Genomic DNA, 21,932 nt, shown 5'->3' with positions numbered 1-21,932 from the left:
TTATCGTTCAAATTACAATGCAGCAGCTACAAGGAACAAACAATGGAATCTTTAAATCTTAATCGCCATATATCGGGACAGTTTAACAGCGAATTAGAAAGTGTTCGTAACCAGGTGATGCAGATGGGCGGATTAATTGAGCAGCAGTTTTCTGATGCGTTGACTGCGATGGCCGACAACGATATTGAACTGGCGCGCCAGGTTATTGTGAAAGATAAAGAAGTTAATCAGTTTGAATCTAATGTTGACCATGAATGTTCGAGAATAATTGCTAAACGCCAGCCGGCCGCCAGTGATCTGCGCTTAATACTAACTATTATGAAAACAGTGACGGAACTTGAACGGGTTGGAGACGGGGTTGCCGGCATTGCTTCTATGGTGATTGAAAACCATGGTAAAGCAATACCTTCGCTTATCGGGCTGGAGAATATGGGACAGATAGTGTTGAAGATGCTTCATAATTCACTGGATGCCTTTACCCGCTTAGATTTAAAAGCCGCTGTGACAATTCATAATGAAGATAAAAAAGTAAACCGTCAGTACGAAAGTATTCTGCGTGAGCTGATGACCTTTATGATGGAAGATCCGCGTTCTATTCCTTTTGTATTAAAGGTACTTTCTTCGGCGCGCTGTATTGAGCGCATCGGTGACCGCTGCCAGAATATCTGCGAGCAGATTGTCTATCTGGTAAAAGGTGTTGATGTTCGTCATGCCACAGAAGAAGAGATTAACTCACTGCTCACAGAGTAATTTGGCCGTGACTGCAGAGCGATTTTTTCAGTACGCTCTGCAGCTGCTGTTTAACAGCTGATAATTTTTTGCGTTGGTTTGTTTTTATCTTTTACAACAAGCTGTTATCTGTATTTTAGTTTTTATGAAAATTTAGCTGATGCAATTATCTATATCTTTGCACAGACAGACTGCTGCGGTATACTATGTCGCTTTGTTTGTGCGGATATATTTATATGAAAGTTTCTGATTTCTCTTTTCAACTGCCGGAAGAGCTGATAGCTCGTTACCCTATGCCGGACCGCTCCTCCAGCCGTCTGCTTTCTTTAGACGGACAGAGCGGTGCTTTAACACATCTGAATTTCAGTAATATCTGTGATCTTATCAATAAAGACGATCTGCTTATTTTTAATGATACACGTGTGATTCCTGCGCGTTTATTCGGCGAAAAGGAGACCGGCGGTAAAATAGAAGTGCTGGTAGAGCGGGTTTTAGACGAAACAAGTTTTCTGGCTCATGTACGCAGCTCAAAATCCCCCAAACCCGGCTGTAAGCTGCGTTTAGAAAACAGTGTTGATGCGCTTATGGTCAAACGCCATGGTCCTTTATTTGAAATTCATATCGATAATGAAAAAAGTGTATTAGAGGTATTAGAAAGCATCGGTCATATGCCGCTGCCGCCGTACATTGACCGTCCTGACGATGATGCCGATAAAGAACGCTACCAGACTGTATATAATAAAAACCCGGGAGCGGTTGCCGCTCCCACTGCCGGCCTGCATTTCGATCAGCAAATACTGGATAAACTTCAGGCAAAAGGTGTTGATTTTGCTTTTGTTACTCTGCATGTCGGCGCCGGCACTTTTCAGCCGGTTAAAGTAGATAATATACTCGATCATCAAATGCACAGTGAGTATGCACAGGTATCGCAGGAAGTGGTTGATAAAATTAATGCCGCCAAAAAGAAGGGCGGACGGGTGATTGCCGTCGGCACCACTTCTGTCCGCTCCGTTGAAAGTGCTGCTCAGGCTTCTGTTGAAGACGGTGTGGAATTGGGGCCTTATTTTGCTGAAACCAGTATCTTTATCTATCCGGGTTATAAATTTCAGTTAATCGATGCAATGGTCACTAATTTCCATTTGTCGGAATCAACACTATTGATGTTAGTCAGCGCCTTTGCCGGTAAAGATAATATCGATAATGCCTATAAAGTTGCCGTTAATGAAAAATACCGTTTTTTCAGTTACGGTGACGCTATGTTTTTAACCAAGAAGTAACAAACTGTAAAGTTACTTTATTAACAATAATCAGACTGTTTATCTGATAAGGAAAATCATGAAATACGAATTAATTACAACTGACGGACGTGCACGCCGCGGCCGTTTAACATTTGATCGCGGAAGTGTAGAAACACCGGCATTTATGCCTGTTGGTACATACGGTACGGTTAAAGGCATGACGCCTGAAGAAGTTGATGCAACCGGTGCCGAGATTTTATTAGGTAATACTTTCCACCTGTGGCTGCGCCCGGGACAGAAAGTGATCCGACAGCACGGCGATCTGCATGACTTTATGCAGTGGAAGGGCCCTATCTTAACGGATTCAGGCGGTTTCCAGGTATTCAGCTTAGGAAAAATGCGTAAAATCAAAGAAGAAGGCGTATATTTCCGCAGCCCGGTAAACGGTGATCAAGTATTCTTATCGCCTGAAGTATCAATGGAGATCCAGTATGATTTAGGATCTGATATTGTTATGATTTTTGACGAATGTACGCCGTACCCGGCAACCGAAGAAGAAGCAGATATTTCCATGAAACTGTCACTTCGCTGGGCACAGCGCAGTCGTAATCGTTTTAATGAACTGGAAAATCCAAATGCACTGTTTGGTATTATCCAGGGCGGCTGTTATGAACACCTGCGTGATATCTCGCTTGACGGTCTGACTAATATCGGCTTTGACGGTTATGCAATCGGCGGCCTTGCAGTTGGTGAACCGAAAGAAGATATGCACCGCATTCTTGAGTATATTGCACCAAAAATACCGGTTGATAAACCGCGTTACCTGATGGGCGTTGGTAAACCGGAAGATCTGGTTGAAGGTGTCCGCCGCGGTGTTGATATGTTCGATTGTGTTATGCCGACGCGAAATGCCCGTAATGGTCATCTGTTTACCACTGACGGTGTGGTTAAAATCCGTAACGCTAAACACCGTGAAGATACAAGTCCTTTAGACTCAGAATGTGACTGCTACACCTGTAAAAATTATACTCGTGCATACCTATATCACCTTGACAAATGTGGAGAAATCCTTGGTGCGCGTTTAAACACGATCCATAACTTACGTTATTACCAGCGTTTGATGAAAGGTTTGCGTGATGCCATTTCACAGGGTACATTAGAGGACTTTGTTGATACGTTCTATAAGCGCATTGGAAAAGAAAAACCAGAGCTGGACGTTTAACAGAATTAATTACAACAATAATATTTAATTTTCAATTTATAAGGGATACAAGATGAGTCTATTCATTTCACAAGCACATGCAGCAGCTGAAGGCGCACCTGAGCAGGGTGGTTTTTCTTTTATTTTTATGATGGTTATCTTTGCTGCGATTTTCTACTTTATGATTTATCGCCCGCAGGCCCGCCGTTCTAAAGAGCATAAAGGTCTGATGGACAACCTTGGTAAAGGTGATGAAGTATTAACACAAGGCGGTTTAATCGGCCGTATTGTTAAAATCAGTGACGAAAATGATTATGTTCAAATTGAACTGAATGAAAATAACGTTATTGTTCTTAAAAAAGATTTCATCAGTGCCGCTCTACCGAAAGGCACTATTAAATCAATCTAAGTAAATAAAGCGAAGCAGTTATCTGCTTCGCTTTTTTTTAGTCCCTACTTCAAAGGACAGAAATGTGTTAAATAAATACCCAATGTGGAAGTATGTACTGCTCGGCTTTATTGTGCTGATCAGCTTACTTTACGCCGCTCCGAATTTATACGGGGAAGATCCTGCCATTCAGGTTTCAGCTACTCGTGGTGCAAAAGTCGAACTTGCTACTTTAGATAAAGTTCAAAGCATTTTACAGCAGGCCGGCATCAGCCCTAAAAGTGCGGCTTTAGAAGACGGACAAATATTAGTTCGTTTAAAATCCAGTGAAGACCAGCTTGTTGCCCGTGAGAATATCAGCAGCACACTTGGTGACGGTTTTGTAACTGCATTAAATTTAGCCCCGTCTACACCTGCCTGGTTAGAAGCTATCGGCGGCGGACCTTTAAAACTAGGTCTTGATCTGCGCGGCGGCGTACACTTCCTGATGGAAGTGGATATGGATGAAGCGGTTGTTAAAGCGCAGGAACAGATGGTTCAAGATCTGCGTTCGGATCTGCGTGAAGAAAAAATTCGTTTTCGCGGAATCCGTAAAGATTCCGGTACCACTGGTGTTTTATTACGATTTACGGATCAGAATACATTAGATAAAGCAGTTGATTTCTTAAAACCTCGAAATGCCGGTTTTGAGTTTACTGATAAAGTAGAAAATGACGAGTATGTCTTGTCTATTGCCATGACAGAGTTGAAATTAAAAGCAATAAAAGAAGATGCTCTGCAGCAGAACTTAAGTATTCTGCGTAATCGTGTTAATGAACTGGGTGTAGCTGAGCCGTTAGTACAGCGCCAGGGCATTGACCGTATTGTAGTTGAATTACCCGGTATTCAAGATACTGCCCGTGCTAAAGAGATCCTCGGCGCAACTGCTACACTGGAATTCCATCCGGTAGACTCAGTGACTGATGTTAATGATGCATTAGCCGGCCGTTTACCTTCCTCTTCTGTTATTTATAAAGAGCGTAACGGACGTCCAGTAGTGGTTAAGAAGAAGATTATCTTAACTGGTAACCATATTGTTGATGCACAGTCCAGTGCCGATGAATACGGACGCCCGCAGGTTAATATCTCTCTTGATTCAAAAGGCGGCAGTAAAATGTCCCGCTTTACCAAAAGTAATATTGGTAAACCGATGGCAACACTGTTTATCGAGTATTTACCGACCGGCAAGAAAAAAGCCAACGGTAAACTTGAAATCAAAAAGCGTGAAGAAATTGCCAATGTGGCAACCATTCAAGCGCAGCTTGGCCGCAGTTTCCGTATTACCGGACTTGATAATGCCGCAGAAGCGCATAACTTAGCTCTGTTATTACGTGCCGGTGCGCTGATCGCTCCAATCCAGATCGTTGAAGAGCGTACAATCGGTCCGAGCTTAGGTGAGCAGAATATCGATAACGGTATTAAAGCGATGACTTACGGTATGCTTGCTGTGATTCTGTTTATGTTTGTCTATTACCGTAAGTTTGGTGTAGTGGCGAATACTGCATTGTTATTTAATATCGTGATGATTATCGGTGTAATGTCGATGGTTCCAGGTGCAACATTAACGCTGCCTGGTATTGCCGGTATTGTATTGACCGTAGGTATGGCTGTTGATGCTAATGTATTGATATTTGAGCGAATTCGTGAAGAGTTACGCGCGGGAAGATCGGTGCAGAAAGCGATTCATGAGGGTTATGCCAATGCATTCTCCACCATTGCCGATGCAAATATTACGACCTTAATAACTGCAATCATCCTGTTTGCTGTGGGTACAGGACCTATTAAAGGTTTCGCAGTGACACTTGCGATTGGTATTGCAACTTCAATGTTAACGTCAATTTTCGGAACGCGTGCTATTGTCAACGCAGTCTGGGGCGGTCGTAACAACATTAAAAAACTATCAATTTAGGGCAAGGATAAATTATGTTTGAGTTATTTAGAGCGAAGCAGACTCTTCGCTTTATGAAATATTCAAAACCTGCTTCTTGGTTTTCAATATTGTTAATTGTGGGTTCTCTGGCAACACTGAGCATTAACTGGTTAAACTGGGGGCTTGATTTTACCGGCGGTACCCTGATTGAAGTTGGTTTCGAGCAGCCTGCTAATTTAACAGATGTGCGTGCGACACTTGCACAAGCTGATTTTCCCGATGCAATTGTGCAGCACTTCGGCAGCAGCCATGAGGTGATGGTGCGTCTGGCCCCTCGTGAAGGTGTAAAAGGGGAGGTTATTGGTACTAATGTGCTTAATGCCCTGCAGCAGGCTGATTTTGGTCAGGTTGATATGCGCCGTATTGAGTTTGTCGGACCGAATGTTGGTGACGAGCTGGCTGAAGACGGCGGCTTAGCGATTATTATTGCGCTTATCTGTATCCTGATCTACGTTAGTGCTCGATTCGAATGGCGTTTAGCAATGGGCTCAGTTTTTGCTCTTGCTCACGATATTATCATTACCTTAGGTGTTTTCTCTCTGTTTCAGCTGGAGTTTGATTTAACGGTTTTGGCCGCGCTGTTAGCCGTAGTAGGTTATTCGCTTAATGATACAATTGTTGTATTTGACCGCATACGTGAAAACTTCCGCCTGCAGGCTACATTAACACCTGAAGAAATTGTTGATCATTCGTTAACGCAGACTTTAAGCCGTACTTTAATTACATCGGGTACAACCATTTTTGTACTTGTGTCACTGTTTATCTTCGGCGGCGCGTTGATCCACGGCTTTGCCACAGCGCTGCTGATTGGTATATTTGTAGGTACTTACTCCTCGATTTATGTTGCCAGCTCATCGGCTATTAGATTAGGCATTTCACGTGATCATATGATCCCTGAAGTTGTTGAAAAAGAGGGGGCAGATCAGGAGGCGATTCTTTAACAGAATCTGCTTTAACTCCTTTTCTTCTCTAAAAAGCACTGTCCGCAGTGCTTTTTTTATGCCTTGATTTTAAGAGTATATTACCCCGCTGTCTGCAGAGGTATTAAATCTATACATAACTGTTTTAGCTTGTCTCACTAAATCATATTTTTGCAGAGGCTTTACCGAGATCGACCTTTACTTTATCTGTGTTATAGTTCACTCTTAAATCTCTTATCTACAAGGGTTTATTCATGAGAATTCATTTGTCTGCACTGCTTTTCTTACCGCTATTATTAACGCTGACTGCCTGTCAGAGCGTATCGACTGATGATGAGCCGGTACCTGAAACCACTCCTGCATCGCCTGTATTCCCGATTGCCACTGCGGTGCAGATTGATTACCAGGATGAGGTAAAGCTGCTGCGTATTAATCAGCTGATTGCCGAGCAGAAAGCGCTGGATCCGAAACAGCGTGCTGTCTTATTTTATGAACGCGGTATTATTTATGATCGTATGGGGCTAAGCGCACACAGCCGCTATGACTTCCATCAGGCAATTAATATTGATCCGACTTTTGCTGATGCCTATAACTCTTTAGGTCTGTATCTCCTATTAGCGCAGTCTTACAGTGAAGCTTTTGAAAACTTCGATTCTGCAATAGAGCTGTCTGAAAATATGCACTACAGTTACCTGCATCGTGCAATTGGTTTGTATCAGGTAAAGCGTTATGAGCTGGCCAGCGATGATATTGACACATTCTATGAACTTGATGTTAACGATCCGTACCGGGTTTTATGGCGTTTTATTATTAACAGCAAAACAGCGCCGCAGGAAGCACAGCAGGCTCTGCAGGATGCCCAGCAGCAGGATAGAGATAAACGTTATGCCTGGCTGCTGGTTGATGTTATTGCCGGGCGAACCACTGAAAAGGAGTTTTTTGAACGGGTTTCATTCGGTGTTAAGAGCAATAAAGAGCTGGCACAGCGTTTATGTGAAGCTTATTTTTACCTGGCGCACTGGCATAAATTATCCGGGGATTTAGAAACTGCGATTTATTATTTTAAATTAAGCACAGCTACTAACGTGCATGACTTTATTGAATACAAGTATTCACTGATAGAATTAGCTGCGATTCAGAAGATGCTGCAGACTGAACTAAATAATAATCAGCAGCCGCGTTAATTTTCGGAAATAAAAAAGGTAACCCGCGGGTTACCTTTTTTGGTTAGTACGGTTTAAAATTTTACAGATTATCTAAGAAACGCTCTGCGTCCAGGGCTGCCATACAGCCTGTTCCTGCTGAAGTGATAGCCTGGCGGTAGATATGATCACTGACATCACCAGCTGCAAATACACCTTTAATACTGGTTTGAGTTGCATTACCTTCACTGCCTGTCTGCACTTTTAAGTAACCGTGATTCATTTCCAGCTGACCTTCGAACATATCGGTATTCGGTTTGTGGCCGATAGCGATAAAGGCGCCCATCACTTCAAGCTCTTCAGTTTTATCTGATAAAGTATCTTTTAAACGCAGTCCGGTAACACCCATCTCATCGCCTAAGACTTCATCTAAGACTCTGTCTGTATGGAGAATAATATTGCCGTTAGCGACTTTGTCATTGAGTCTGTCTAATAAAATTTTCTCAGAGCGGAAACCTGTACGGCGATGGATCAGGTGAACTTCGGAAGCAATATTAGACAAGTATAATGCTTCTTCAACTGCGGTATTACCACCACCGACAACTGCAACTTTCTGGTTGCGGTAAAAGAAACCGTCACAAGTAGCACATGCAGACACACCACGACCTTTAAAAGCTTCTTCCGACTCAAGGCCAAGATAGCGTGCCGATGCGCCTGTAGCGATAATTAATGCATCACAGCTGTAAGTATTGCTGTCACCTTTTAGAGTAAAAGGGCGCTTAGTTAATTCAACTTCATTAATATGATCAAATATGATTTCTGTATCAAAACGTTCGGCATGTGCTTTCATGTTGTCCATCAGACCTGGACCTGTCATATCAGCATTACCGCCCGGCCAGTTTTCTACTTCAGTTGTTGTAGTCAGCTGACCTCCCTGCTGCATACCTGTTAATAAAACAGGATTCAGGTTAGCACGGGCTGCGTAAACAGCTGCTGTATATCCAGCAGGACCTGAGCCTAAAATTAATAGTTTGTGATGTATTGTTTCGCTCATAAAAATACCTTGAAATAAATTGAGTTGTTCGCTTTTTGTTGTGAAAAGTAAACAAACTGTTATAGATTTTAGAAGGCTATAGTAAACCTGTAGAAAAAAAATAGCAGTATAAAAAAACGGATATTTCAATGAAATATCCGTTTAATTTAATAGGTAAAAGCTATTGAGTAATATTACAGCATTACAAGGCTGCTTTTACCGTTTCACTGCTGGAGTGATTTGTGGCAAAACGGCTGCCGGCCTGTTGTGTTGATTTTGTAATAGGTGCTCGTTCAGTTGCACCGATAATTACAATTTCAGCACTAAGGTCCAGCGCATCACTGACCGTTCTGGTCATTGGTGAAGCGGCATACTGTGTTACTGCGCTCACTGTTCCGAATTTTTTCGCTGTCGCCGCTGTTTCTACAACAGGTGTTTCAACTACCGCAGCTTCAACTACCGCAGCTTCAACTACCGCAGCTTCAACTACCGCAGCTTCAACTACCGCAGCTTCAACTACAGGTGCTTCAACTACAGGTGCTTCAACTACAGGTGCTTCAACTACTGGTGCTTCAACTACTGGTGTTTCAACTACTGGTGCTTCAACTACTGGTGCTTCAGCAACAGGCGTCTCCACTACTGGTGTTTCAACTACTGGTGTTTCAGCAACAGGTGCTTCAACAACAGGTGCTTCAACTACAGGCGTTTCAGCAACAGGCGTTTCAACTACAGGCGTTTCAGCAACAGGTGCTTCAGCTGCTGTTTCAGGTAATATCTGTGTAGCCTGTTCAATGACCTCTTCAGAAATACTTTCCTGAAGCTGCTGCGCAGCCTGGTGAGTATCAACTGTATTATCAATAGTACTGATTTCACTGGCAACAGGTGCTTCACTGCGTGTTTTCTGCTCAATTTCATTTAATGCGTTAGCCATTTCTGCCATTGCCTGATCTGCAACGGGTTCGAACGGTGCTTCTGCATTAATTTCAGTTTCTGGATAACGGCTGCAGACAGGATCCAGCTGACTAGCCGGTACTGTGCTTTCAATATTATCTTCAGAAACGTTGTTCTTTTTCTTACGCTGACCGTTGTTGCGCAGGTAGCGAGAACGGCGGCTTGGAATTGCAACCGGTGTATATTCATCACCAGTTGCTACTTTAGCTTCGCTGTCTACCTGTTCAGTTTCGCTTTGTTTTGCTTTTGTTTCAGCTTTCTGCGCAGCGGCTGCTGCTTGTTTCACTGCTGCTTTAGGCTCTGCTTTACGCGTTTTTTTCTTAGCTTGTACAGGCTGTTCAACTGCTTGTACTACAGGTTCAGTAACTGGTGCTGCTGCATTTTCTAGCGCTTGTTCAGTATTCTGCACACGTACTTTTTTGCGCATGTTTCTGCGTTTACGACGAACTGCAACTACTTCTTCGTTGTCTTTTTTGCTATGCGGCTGCTGACTGCGATCCTGCTTTTTAACACGTTCATTGTCTTTACGTGTATTCGCTTTACGTTCGTTACCTTTTGTTTCAGAGCTGTTTTTGTCTGCTCGGTTCTGATTACGGTTACGGTTGCGGTTACGGCTGCTGCTGCGCTGACGCTGGGTGTTTTTACTGCGTTCTACTTTTTTCTCTTCAGGCTTTTTCTCTTCTGCTTGAACCTCTTTTGTATCTGAGAACAGCGATGAGATAGCAGAGAACAGACGAGAAACGAATGACGATTCAGGCTGCTGTACTTGTTTGCTTTCGGCTTTGCTCGGCTTCGCTTTAGCCTCTACCTGTTTTTTCGGGCTGGAAAAACCGGTTAATACAGGATCTGAATCTTTTTTATTTTCATCTTTGATGACATTTGGAACATAAACCGTATGCTGCTTCTCAAGCGCATCATAGTTAATGTCTTCTTTACCGTCTTTACGAGTACGTTTGATTTCGAAGTGCGGTGTTAGAAGATTAGCATTTGGAATGATATACACTTCACAGCTATGGCGTTTTTCGATTTTAGCTACTGCTTTACGTTTTTCATTAAGCAGATATGCGGCAACAGCAACAGGTACAGTTGCTTGAATCTGTACTGTATTTTCTTTTAATCCTTCCTCTTCAATCAGACGCAGGATGGCTAATGCAAGGGATTCATTATCACGAATAGTACCCTGGCCATGACAGCGCGGACAGACACGAGATGCTGATTCACCTAGAGAAGGACGAATACGCTGGCGTGACATTTCCATCAGACCGAAACGAGAGATGCGGCCTAACTGAATGCGGGCTCTGTCCTGACGTACGGATTCACGCATGCGGTTTTCAACTTCACGCTGGTGACGAGCCGGTGTCATATCGATAAAGTCGATAACAACCAGGCCGCCTAAATCACGCAGGCGTAACTGACGGGCAATTTCTTCCGCTGCTTCAAGGTTGGTATTAAATGCAGTTTCTTCGATATCACCGCCGCGTGTAGCACGGGCAGAGTTAATATCGATTGAGGTTAACGCTTCAGTGGGATCAATAACAATTGAGCCGCCTGACGGTAAACGTACTTCACGCTGGAAAGCTGATTCAATCTGGCTTTCTACCTGGTAGTGAGTGAATAACGGGATTTCACCCTGGTATAATTTAAGACGGTTAACATAATCAGGGCGAACCATGGAGATATGGTTTTTAGCAAGTTCAAATGTTTTGGCGTGGTCGATAACAATTTCACCAATATCACGGCGTAGATAATCACGGATAGAACGTACAATAACGTTGCTTTCACGGTGAATTAAGAAGGGCGCCGGTTTTGAGCGTGAAGCTTCATCAATTGCCTGCCAATGATTAACTAAAACATTAAGATCCCATTCTAGTTCTTCCGGTGTTTTACCAACACCAGCAGTACGTACAATTAAACCCATACCGTTAGGCAGTTTCAGATGGCTAAGTGCTTCTTTTAACTGAGTACGTTCATCACCTTCGATACGACGGGAGATACCGCCTGCACGAGGGTTATTAGGCATTAATACTAAGTAGCTGCCGGCAAGACTGATAAAGGTGGTTAAAGCCGCGCCTTTGTTACCGCGCTCCTCTTTTTCAATCTGGATAATAACTTCCTGGCCTTCTTTAATCACGTCTTTGATATTAGGGCGGCCTTTAAAGGAGTAACCTTCAGGGAAGTAAGTGCGGGCAATCTCTTTAAGTGGAAGGAATCCGTGACGTTCAGCGCCGTAATCAACAAATGCGGCTTCTAAACTTGGTTCAACACGGGTGATTTTGCCTTTGTAGATATTTGCTTTTTTTTGTTCATGACCCGGGCTTTCAATGTCCAGGTCGTAAAGTTTCTGCCCGTCTACAAGGGCAACACGCAGCTCTTCTGCTTGAGTTGCATTAATTAACATTCTTTTCATTTTATATGACTCTTAATTTTATCGTTATTTTTTAGTGTGTTGGCGATACATTTGCTCACTTGACCTCGGGTCTGTTTATACAGTCTCTCGACTGGGAATGTGCAGAGGTGCATTATAAAGTGAAAGCAAGAATCTCATTAATCAGGCTTGTACAGCTTGTAAAACAGCAAACCGACAGTCCTGTTGATTTAAATTAATCAAGGTATTCTTAATGAGTAAAAAGGCTCAACATTATGTTTTCATTATTTTCGTTATTTCGACTTCTAGTCAATATTGCATCAACGAGTCGTTAACTAGCCAATTCTCTCATTAATAGGGTATTACCCGCAATATAAATTTTTACATATTATCTGTTTAAGTCGTGATAAACTTAACGAATGGAACAGATAAATCACTCAGTACGCATACTTGAGATCACTCAAGAAAATGCACAGCAACGAATCGATAATTTTCTTCGTTTACATTTAAAAGGTGTCCCTAAAAGTATGATCTACCGGATCGTGCGTAAGGGAGAAGTACGTGTGAATAAAAAACGTATTAAACCTGAATATAAACTTCAGCAAGGTGACCTGGTGCGGATTCCGCCGGTGCGTGTTGCGCAAGAAAATTCTTTACCTTCACCTAAATTAAATAAAATTGCTCAATTAGAATCTTTAATTGTTTATGAAGATGACGGCCTGATCATTTTAAATAAACCTTCCGGCCTGGCAGTACACGGCGGCAGCGGTCTTGATTTCGGCGCGATAGAAGGGCTGCGGGCATTACGCCCTGAAGCGCGCTTTTTAGAACTGGTACACCGCCTTGACAAAGCAACATCCGGTTGTTTATTAATTGCCAAAAAACGCAGCATGTTACGAGCTTTACATGAACAACTGCGTAATAAAACCATGAACAAACAGTATATGGCGCTGGTAAAAGGTGCATGGGATAAAAAATGGCGCAGTGTTCGCGAGCCGTTATTAAAACATGCGCAGAACTCAGTTGTTAAAGTCAGTCCGGAAGGTAAACCTTCTGAAACTCGTTTTAAAATACTGCAGCGTTATCAGGGCTGTACTTTAGTGGAAGCTAGTCCGGTAACAGGTCGAACCCACCAGATCCGGGTGCATACTGCCTGTAAAGGGCATAATATTGCCTGTGATGAACGTTACGGAGACGAGAACTTCAGCAGTAAAATGCAGGAGCTTGGGCTTAACCGTCTGTTTTTACATGCCGCACATATCACCTTTTTCCACCCGGTTTTAGAAAAAGAGATGACAGTCAGTGCGCCGCTGTGCGCGCAGCTTGAAGCTCTGCTGGAAAAACTGCAGCGCAGTTAAACTGAAAACGCAGTTTAAATCAGCTGAAATAAGTGCTTAAAGTTTATGCGCTTATTTCAGCATCCGTTACTCCTTAAGCCCCCTCTGCTGCCCGGCCCTGATTTAACAAAACTGCAGCTTATACCAAACTGATTAAGTAAATGGTTAGTTTAGGCGCAGGAAAAATCGATACTAGCAAGGTATTAATTGATGTAACTAGTTATTCTAATTACGAAATTAATAACGAAGATAGAATTGATTTTAACCAGCATAAAAAATCAGATGCTTATTCAGATTGGTATTATTATTGTATTTTCCTTTTATATCCTTATGCTGGTTTTTAATGAATCATAGATAAAGAGAGGTAAAATGAAATATCCGGTTATTATTTTCGACTGGGACGGCACATTGATGGACTCTATCGATAAAATTATCACCTGCGTGCAGCATGCCGCCGATGCCTGTCAACTGCCTCCTCCATCAGCATCAGAGGTCCGCCATATTATCGGACTGAGTTTAGAGAAGTCTATGCAGACTCTGTTTCCTTTACAGGATACAAGTAAACATAATGAGATGATCGATGCATATCGTCAGCAGTATCTGCATATTAATCAGCAGGAAACGCCTTTTTATCCCGGCATCAGATCCTGGCTGCAGTCACTAAAGGATCAGGGGTACCTGCTTGCAGTGGCAACGGGTAAAGGCCGCCGCGGCCTTAACCGTATGATGGACAAATATGATGTGCTGGATCTGTTCAGCGTGACCTACTGCGCCGATGAAACATGCTCTAAACCGGATCCGTTAATGTTGTTTAAAATATTAGAAACACTAGATATTACAGCGGAGCAGGCTCTGATGATTGGTGATTCCAGTTATGATTTAGAAATGGCAAATAATGCTAACATCGCCTGTGTGGGGGTTACCTACGGAGTACATGATCAGCAGATACTTTCGCAGTTTAAACCGATCGCAATATTAAATGATTTACCCTCGCAGCTTGGCTCTTATATATAAACAAGGATTATTATGTTTAGTGAATACATTAAAATAACCGGCCGGGGTGAAAAAGGACGCCGTTCTTTAACGCAGCAGGAAGCCTTTGATGCATTAACTTTGTACCTTAACGGTGATGCACAGTTATTACAGCTTGCTGTACTGCTGATGCTGCAGCGGGTGCGCTGTGAGACTGCAGAAGAAGCCGCTGGTTATATTGAAGCACTGCGTGAGACGATTTCACCGCAATGGCGGTCAATAAATGCAGATTTAGACTGGCCGTGCTTTGCCGGGAAAAAACGCCAGCCGCCGTGGTTATTATTAGCCGCTAAGGTATTAGCAGAGCAGGGCAAACGTATTGTTATCCACGGTTACAATGCTGTAGATGCAGTTAAATTTCAGGTTGAACAGGCATGTCCTGACTTAAATATCGGTATCGCACATTCTCCACAGCAGGCAGAGCAGCTTCTGGATAAGAGCAGTATCTGCTACCTGCCTTTATCTGCTTACTGTCCTAAGCTGATTCCTCTATTAGCATTACGCGATCAAGTCGGTTTACGTACGCCGCTTAACACGGTTGCCAGAGCGCTTAATCCCTGTGCAGCTCCCTATGCAGTTCACGGTGTCTTTCACAAAGGTTATGAAAAACTGCATGCACAGGCCGCTGTATTAAGTAAAGAAGTTAATATGATTGCTTTTAAGGGCGAGGGCGGTGAAAGTGAAATTAATCCGCGTGTAAGTACAACTGTCTGCGGTGTGCGCAGCATAAATAACAGCAGCAGTTACTTTGAGGAGCAGTGGCCGACCTATTTACAAGAGAGCAGTGGCGCTCATGGTGAGGTTTCGGCTGAGTATTTAAGAAAAGTATGGACGGGGGAAGCACAGGATGAATATGGTGATGCGGCTGTTATCTCTACCATTGCAGTTATTTTGAAGCAGTTTAATGAGACAGACAGTCAGCAGGATTGTCTGCAGCTGGCAGAGCAGTATTGGAAAACAAGGGATAAAAGCTTGTAAATGAGTAAGGTTAAAGCCCGCTTGCGGCGGGCTTTATCTTGAAAACTATTCAGCTGAATCAGCAGACTGAGTTTTTTTAGGGATCTTGCGAATCTGCACTATCATGCCCATTAACGGGTGATCCAGATAATGTATCTCTTCACTACGCAGGCGGCGGTTCTGATCGAACAGCACTTCTTTAATTACCGTTTCCTGAGCTGTTGGTATGCTTTCTACTGCGGAAGTCTGATTGATTATCTGTACATCGTTTTCACTGTCGATCACTTCAAAATCCGCAACTGCTGGAACTTCAGCCTGTTCGATATCCTGTCTGGCCGTCTGGCGGATAACCAGCTGACTGTCAATGAACAGGTAATGCTGCAGATAGACTTTGAAATTACCGTCAATTTCCCATTTATCTGTCTGCTGCACAGCTGGCGGTTGTACACTGCTGATAGCCTGCTGCAGGGTAGTTGTTTGAGTAGATTCCTCCATTACTGTATCTGTCAGTTCAGTTTCTGCCGTGAGCAGTGTCGGGTTATCGTCTGCTGTTTTAGCCGCGGGTACTTTAAAAGCTAAATTTTCCCCTGCAAAAAGGTGAATAGGAAGCGCTTTGGCTCTGTTGTCAACGGGCATACGCCAGGCTAAATGCACAACGGGTGTGAAAGAGGCGTGATTTTTTAATTTTCTTCGCTGCTCGGTTAACTGCAGATGTGACTCATCTAACAGCTGAAAGACATTGTTTTCATTATCAAACTGCTCAGTTTTTATGACGACCGGCAGCTGCTGGTGCAGACAGCTTTCGTCCGGCAGACACTGACTGTCCGGCTGCGCTTTTAACATATTGATACTGTCTGTTGTATCAACAGAGATATTATCTGAAGCTAATTTCTCATTTACATTTTTAATGTCGGTATTGCGTTGAAAAAGAAGCAGTTCAACTTCAAACCAGCGCTGTTCGGCGCTGACTGACAGTGAAGTGCAGATAAAAACAAAGGGTAATAACAGTCTGTAATTCAAGATGTATCCTTAAATTTATTTAATTAAATGAGATTTAAAACTAGCTAATAACTGGCCGATCCATTTTAGCCGCTCTCTTGAGTCGAGCAGATCACAAGTAAATTTCAGCTTTGTCGGTCCGTCTAGTTTAAAGGTATTTGCCTGTTTTTGCAGTAAAGAAACTAAGAACATAGGATCAACCCGGGTATTTTCAGTAAATAAAATATTACCGCCTTTGGCATGGGCTTCCAGCCTCTTTATACCAAGACTGCCGCACTGCTGCTTGATTTCGGTCACTTGAATTAGATTTTTTGCAGAATCAGGCAGCAGACCAAAACGGTCGATCAGCTCTACCTGGATCTCTTTTAAAGTATGCTGGTTTTTACTGTTGGCAATGCGTTTATATAAAGACAGGCGCATATTAACGTCGCTTATATAATCATTGGGCAGCAGAGCCGGAATACGTAATTCAACTTCTGACTGGCTGGCCAGCAGGTGATCCAGTGTCGGTTCCTGTCCGTTTTGTAATGCTGTTACCGCCTGGTTGAGCATCTCCATATAAAGGTTATAACCGATAGTGGTGATCTGACCGGACTGTTCATCACCTAATAATTCACCTGCACCACGGATTTCGAGATCATGTGTGGCTAAGGTAAAACCGGCGCCTAGAGTGTCTAAGGATTCAATCGCCTGCAGACGTTTTTTCGCATCTTTGGTCATTAATTTAGGGGCTGGTGTCAGCAGGTAGGCATATGCCTGGTGGTGTGAACGCCCGACCCGGCCGCGAAGCTGGTGCAGCTGCGCAAGGCCTAAATGATCCGCACGGTTAATAATAATGGTATTGGCGCTGGGAATATCGATACCGGTTTCAATAATGGTGGTACAGACTAATACATTCTGACGCTGATGATAAAAATCAGACATAATACGTTCAAGCTGATGTTCATTCATCTGACCATGTGCAACGGCAACTTTTGCCAGCGGCAGCAGACTCTGGATATCTTCAGCCGCTTTGCCTATGGTGTCGACATTATTATGTAAGAAATACACCTGTCCGCCGCGCATAATTTCACGAGTAACGGCATCGCTGATCAGCTGATCAGATTTTTTTTCAACAAAGGTTTTAACTGCTAGACGTTTCGCCGGCGGCGTGGCGATAATTGACAGATCGCGCATGCCGTTCATGGACATATTCAGTGTTCTTGGTATCGGAGTGGCAGTCAGGGTAAGAATATCAATCTGCGCCCGCAGCGCTTTAATTTTTTCTTTCTGACGCACACCAAAACGGTGCTCTTCATCGATAATCAGCAGACCGAGGTCGGAAAATTTAACATCAGAGCTGAGCAGTTTATGGGTGCCGATTAAAATATCAACCTTGCCCTGATCGGCATCCTGCAGGATCTGTTTCTGCTCCTTGGCGGTTTTAAATCGAGATAATACTTCAATGCGTACCGGCCAGTTGGCAAATCTATCCTTAAAGTTCTCATAATGCTGCTGTGCCAGCAGCGTGGTGGGAACAAGCAGAGCTACCTGACGAGTATTGTCGGTGGCTAAAAAAGCGGCGCGCATGGCAACTTCTGTCTTACCAAAACCTACATCACCACAGACCAGGCGGTCCATCGGCTGCGAGCTGCACATATCCGATAATACTGAGTTGATTGATAATGCCTGGTCATGGGTCTCTTCAAAGGGAAAGTCGTTACTGAACATGGCATAGTTGTTTTTGTTCAGTTTATAACGGAAGCCGACTTTAGCCGCACGCTGTGCATACACATCCAGCAGTTCAGCTGCTACATCGCGTACTTTTTCAGCCGCCCGTTTTTTGGCTTTCTGCCAGGTTTCAGTGCCTAGTTTATTGATCGGTGCGTTTTCTACATCGTGGCCGCTGTAGCGGCTGATCAGGTGCAGAGCGCTGACCGGTACATAAAGTTTATCACCGCGCAGATATTCCAGGGTTACAAATTCAGTTAAGCTGCCTGCTGTTTCTATGGTCTGCAGACCTAAATAGCGGCCTACTCCATGGTCAATATGTACTACCGGCTGGCCTATTTTCAGCTCAGTTAAATTACGTACAATATGCTCTGAACTGTAGTTTTCATCGCTGCTTTCTTTACGTCTGCGGCGCTGCGTGACTTTAAAACCGAGCAGTTCATTTTCGGTTATAAAAGCTAAACCAGCATCATTTAGGATAAAACTGTCTGCAACTGGACTGACTGTTATGCCGAATCTTTTTTTACTTTTTGTAAATGCAGAAAGATCGACAAATTCAGGCAGGGATAATTTTAATGGCGCAAGCAGCTCTGTTAACGATTCTTTACGGCCGGCGGATTCAACACTGAACAGTATTGAACCGGAGAAGCCGCTGAGGAACTCTTTGAGTTTAAGCAGAGGCTCTTTGTGCTTATGCTCTATCTGGATATCAGAAAGTGCCGAGATATTGAAATTTTCTTTACCTGGTTTTGGGGATTTAAACGCTTCATTTTCAAAGTAATAACGGGGCCACTGTTTTAATTTCTCAAAGCACTGCTCATGACGTAAGTACAATTGTTCAGGGGGTAATAATGGACGGAACAGATCCACAGAACGCTCCGTATAACGAGACTCTATGGTCTGCCAGAAATCATTCGCCGCCTGATTAATATCACCGATAACGGCCAGTGTTGAGTTTGCCGGAAAGTAGTCAAACAGCGTGGCTGTTTGTTCGAAAAACAGCGGCAGATAATATTCAATTCCTGCGGGTAAGTTAAACTGGCTGATTTCTCTAAAAATGGAGTCTTTACCGGTTGATAACGGATTAGTAAATACGGCGGCAAACTGAGCTTTAAAACGTTTAACTGCACCGCTGTCGGTTGCAAATTCATGTGCCGGGAGAAATTTTACTTCATTAACCGGTTTTAAAGAACGCTGACTTTCACTGTCAAAGGGGCGGATAGAGTCTATTTCATCATCAAAGAAATCGATCCGGTAGGGGGTTTCACTGCCCATGGGGTAGATATCTAATAAAGAGCCGCGAGCACAGAACTCGCCGTGTTCCATCACCTGTTCAACTGCATAATAACCTGCTTCTTCTAAGTCAGCGCGTAAACTCTGCAGTTCAATTTTCTGCTCATTTTTAATGATTAAAGTATGCTGTTTTAAATACGAAGGCGGAGCCAGGCGTAATAAAAGGGTGCTGATCGGTACAATTAAAATACCCTGTTTGAGGTTCGGCAGTTTATACAGGGTTTCAATTCGGGTGGAGATAATATCCTGGTGCGGTGAAAAATGATCGTAGGGCAGCGTTTCCCAGTCAGGAAATGCAATCAGCTCGATCTTGCCTTCGACAAAGAATTCCAGCTCATAACGTAGTTTTAAGGCTGTCGGCGTATCATTAACAATTAAAATAAGAGGCGATTTCTGCTGTCTGGCGCATTCACTGACTGCTAAGGCCTGGCTGCTGCCGAGTAGATTAGCAAATGCTAAACGGTCAGTTTTATTTTTAACTGCTGGAATAGATAATAAAGGAGTTTGTTTCATTGGATCTTTTTTTCCGTGATATTTTATTGTGATAATGCACGTTGTGCGGCACGAAGTTTCAGCTGTTTTGACTGTATATGCAGTGCAGTACGGATTAAAAGCTCTCTGTCTTCTTCGCGGAGCTGCTGATAGGTCAGCTTGATATTGTTGTCTGTGTTTGAGCTGACTGATGCATAGCAGTAAACAGCGGCTGATTCTTCGGGAATAAAAATTTTCAGGCGCACATCTCTGCCTGTGCTGAACCTGCTGCTGTCGGCATCAAAACAGCAGCATCCGGCACTGAATGCACTTGTCTGGTAATGAAATTCAGGTTGATCCTGCTGGCTGAGTACATAGCTGAGCAGGGTGTTGATTTTCTGATTTTGTGCCTGTAAAAATCCCCATAATGCCTGGGTTGTTTCATTATTCAACTTTAAAGAGTGGAGCTGATGTGAGTCGATGCTGGCAAGGTCGCTGGCCATACGGAAAGGGGCGGGGATTTCTGCTTCAAACTGCTCGCTGTCTGGAATATTTTCATCAGTATCGAGTAACTCGACATTAATTGCAAGCTGGTAGTTAACTAGAAAATATTCACTGGTTGTCATTATTCGACCTTTTTATTAAATTATCTGCAAAGTACTATTTTACATAGTTTTCAGTATCTTGATTTATAAAGATACATTAGAATGGATATTATATATAGGCAAACCAGTTGAAGATGCTGATTCCTGCATTTTCAAGCTGCTTGGGCATATAAGCCGTTTATGTTTTCACCCGTTACAGCGACTATATTACGAATCATTATGATTGTAATGCAATGTAATACTAGCAAAAAGCAAAGGAATTTATGTTTTACCCCCTCAGTTTATTTATCGGACTGCGTTATACCAAATCAAAACGCAGCAATAAGTTCGTCTCCTTTGTCTCTCTTTTCTCAACAGGCGGTATTACACTCGGTGTTCTGGCGTTGATTACAGTTTTATCTGTGATGAATGGTTTTGAACAGGAGTTGAAAACGCGCATCTTAGGCGCTGTACCGCATGCTATGGTCAGTAATCAGGAAAATGTTGTTAGTGACTGGCAGCAGGAACTTGCGTCGTTTGCACAGCTGGAACACGTGAAAAGTGTCGAGCCAGTGGTGCGCACTGAAGCTATTATTCAAAGCAGTAAAGGTCTGCTTGGGGTTGAGATAGAAGGCATCAAGCCGGAGCTGTTTGCCAGTGATGTGATTAAATCGACCATTCATTCAGGCAGATTAACAGACCTTAAAGCCGGCGACTACAACATTATTATCGGCCAGGCCCTAGCAAGGGAGTTGAGTGTCGGGGTCGGTGATAAAGTACGTCTTATCTCAGCCCGCGGCAGTCGTTTTACACCATTGGGGCGCATGCCCAGTCAGCGAAAATTTACCGTGGCAGGATTATTTTCCGTCGGCTCTGATGTTGATAAACAGATGGTGCTGATGCATATTCAGGATGCGGCGCGCCTGATCCGTATTGAAAAAGAGCAGGCCACCGGACTGCGTCTGTATCTTGATGATCCCTTTGATATTCAGTCATGGACTCCGCCTAAGCTGGCTGACGGACAGAGACTTACGGACTGGCGGGAAACACACGGGCAGCTGTTTGCCGCGGTTAAAATGGAAAAAAACATGATCTGGTTATTATTATGTTTAATTATTGCAGTAGCCGCTTTTAATATTCTTTCCTCATCAGTGATGGTGGTCAGCGATAAAAACGCCGAAGTGGCGATTTTAAAAACGCTGGGTATCCGCGGCCGTACACTTAATCTTATTTTTATTATCCAGGGCGCATGGAGCGGTATTATCGGTGCGCTGTTCGGCACCGCTCTGGGGCTGCTTTTAAGTACTTATATCAACGAGACGCTGGCATTTTTAGGTTTACATCTGCTGTCTAATGCATCCGGCGGTGCACGTCTATTACCAGTTTTACACGAACCGCTGCAGATTGTAGTGATTATGTCCGGGGCGATGTTGTTGAGTTTATTAGCAACATTATATCCGGCATACCGTGCCGGAAAAGTAAGCCCGGTCGAAGCGTTAAGGTATGAATAAGTTATGTTTGCTGCAGCATTTTTTTAAGTTTGTCAGCAAAGTTATATTCTGCATGGCGTACTGCAAAAGTATTAAGATATATCAACGATAAATAGTTAACTA

Annotated in this window: 17 protein-coding genes; 12 read left to right on the top strand and 5 right to left on the bottom strand. The window is 43.4% G+C overall.

Features of this window, described 5'->3' with window-relative positions; translation table 11 throughout:
- Positions 1–42: 42 nt before the first annotated feature.
- The 7 genes from phoU to nlpI all read left to right on the top strand — a co-directional run bounded on the left by phoU (position 43) and on the right by nlpI (position 7,629).
- Positions 43–750 carry a phosphate signaling complex protein PhoU gene (phoU, locus tag G337_RS0105245; RefSeq protein WP_028862946.1) on the top strand — a complete coding sequence of 236 codons (708 nt, stop codon included), beginning with the start codon at positions 43–45 and terminating at the stop codon, positions 748–750.
- Positions 751–965: 215 nt separating this feature from the next.
- Positions 966–2,006 (top strand): tRNA preQ1(34) S-adenosylmethionine ribosyltransferase-isomerase QueA, encoded by a 1,041-nt coding sequence (queA, locus tag G337_RS0105240; protein WP_028862945.1) that lies wholly within the window; start codon positions 966–968, stop codon positions 2,004–2,006.
- A gap of 58 nt (positions 2,007–2,064) precedes the next feature.
- Positions 2,065–3,189 (top strand): tRNA guanosine(34) transglycosylase Tgt, encoded by a 1,125-nt coding sequence (tgt, locus tag G337_RS0105235; RefSeq protein ID WP_028862944.1) that lies wholly within the window; start codon positions 2,065–2,067, stop codon positions 3,187–3,189.
- Between the two features lie 52 nt (positions 3,190–3,241).
- On the top strand, positions 3,242–3,577 hold the full coding sequence (gene yajC, locus G337_RS0105230; RefSeq protein ID WP_028862943.1) for a preprotein translocase subunit YajC: 336 nt from the start codon (positions 3,242–3,244) through the stop codon (positions 3,575–3,577).
- A 64-nt stretch (positions 3,578–3,641) separates the two neighbouring features.
- A complete protein-coding gene (secD, locus tag G337_RS0105225; RefSeq protein ID WP_028862942.1) occupies positions 3,642–5,504 on the top strand; it encodes a protein translocase subunit SecD in 1,863 nt (620 codons plus the stop codon).
- Between the two features lie 14 nt (positions 5,505–5,518).
- Positions 5,519–6,466, top strand: coding sequence for a protein translocase subunit SecF (gene secF / locus G337_RS0105220; RefSeq protein WP_028862941.1), 948 nt, complete (start codon positions 5,519–5,521; stop codon positions 6,464–6,466).
- Between the two features lie 233 nt (positions 6,467–6,699).
- Positions 6,700–7,629, top strand: a complete 930-nt coding sequence (nlpI, locus tag G337_RS0105215; RefSeq protein ID WP_028862940.1) for a lipoprotein NlpI — start codon at positions 6,700–6,702, stop codon at positions 7,627–7,629.
- Between the two features lie 61 nt (positions 7,630–7,690).
- On the opposite strand, the gene trxB is transcribed toward nlpI, so the two are convergent.
- Both trxB and rne read right to left on the bottom strand, forming a co-directional pair.
- On the bottom strand, positions 7,691–8,641 hold the full coding sequence (gene trxB / locus G337_RS0105210) for a thioredoxin-disulfide reductase (protein WP_028862939.1): 951 nt from the start codon (positions 8,639–8,641) through the stop codon (positions 7,691–7,693).
- Positions 8,642–8,822: 181 nt separating this feature from the next.
- Positions 8,823–11,978, bottom strand: a complete 3,156-nt coding sequence (rne, locus tag G337_RS0105205) for a ribonuclease E (protein WP_028862938.1) — start codon at positions 11,976–11,978, stop codon at positions 8,823–8,825.
- 377 nt (positions 11,979–12,355) lie between these two features.
- On the opposite strand from rne, the gene rluC reads away from it, so the two are divergent.
- The 4 genes from rluC to G337_RS0105185 all read left to right on the top strand — a co-directional run bounded on the left by rluC (position 12,356) and on the right by G337_RS0105185 (position 15,283).
- Complete coding sequence (gene rluC / locus G337_RS0105200; RefSeq protein WP_028862937.1) at positions 12,356–13,294, top strand: 23S rRNA pseudouridine(955/2504/2580) synthase RluC; 939 nt, start codon at positions 12,356–12,358, stop codon at positions 13,292–13,294.
- Positions 13,295–13,434: 140 nt separating this feature from the next.
- Entirely contained in the window at positions 13,435–13,617 is a 183-nt protein-coding gene (locus G337_RS28560) for a hypothetical protein (RefSeq protein WP_157619230.1), read from the top strand.
- Between the two features lie 25 nt (positions 13,618–13,642).
- Entirely contained in the window at positions 13,643–14,287 is a 645-nt protein-coding gene (locus tag G337_RS0105190) for an HAD family hydrolase (RefSeq protein ID WP_028862936.1), read from the top strand.
- A 12-nt stretch (positions 14,288–14,299) separates the two neighbouring features.
- A complete protein-coding gene (locus G337_RS0105185; RefSeq protein WP_028862935.1) occupies positions 14,300–15,283 on the top strand; it encodes a glycosyl transferase family protein in 984 nt (327 codons plus the stop codon).
- A 45-nt stretch (positions 15,284–15,328) separates the two neighbouring features.
- Here the strand turns inward: G337_RS0105185 and G337_RS0105180 are convergent, their stop codons facing one another.
- The 3 genes from G337_RS0105180 to G337_RS0105170 are packed head-to-tail and all read right to left on the bottom strand — an operon-like array spanning position 15,329 to position 20,361.
- A complete protein-coding gene (locus G337_RS0105180; protein ID WP_028862934.1) occupies positions 15,329–16,282 on the bottom strand; it encodes a peptidoglycan binding protein CsiV in 954 nt (317 codons plus the stop codon).
- 15 nt (positions 16,283–16,297) lie between these two features.
- Entirely contained in the window at positions 16,298–19,777 is a 3,480-nt protein-coding gene (gene mfd, locus G337_RS0105175; RefSeq protein ID WP_028862933.1) for a transcription-repair coupling factor, read from the bottom strand.
- Positions 19,778–19,800: 23 nt separating this feature from the next.
- A complete protein-coding gene (locus G337_RS0105170) occupies positions 19,801–20,361 on the bottom strand; it encodes a PilZ domain-containing protein (RefSeq protein ID WP_028862932.1) in 561 nt (186 codons plus the stop codon).
- Between the two features lie 242 nt (positions 20,362–20,603).
- Between G337_RS0105170 and G337_RS0105165 the strand changes: the two genes are divergently transcribed.
- Positions 20,604–21,830 (top strand): lipoprotein-releasing ABC transporter permease subunit, encoded by a 1,227-nt coding sequence (locus G337_RS0105165; RefSeq protein ID WP_028862931.1) that lies wholly within the window; start codon positions 20,604–20,606, stop codon positions 21,828–21,830.
- Positions 21,831–21,932 lie beyond the last annotated feature (102 nt).

The sequence above is a fragment of the Psychromonas aquimarina ATCC BAA-1526 genome, assembly GCF_000428725.1.
In the GTDB taxonomy this organism is placed as follows: Bacteria; Pseudomonadota; Gammaproteobacteria; order Enterobacterales; family Psychromonadaceae; genus Psychromonas; species Psychromonas aquimarina.
This window is presented reverse-complemented; position numbering and strand designations above follow the sequence as displayed.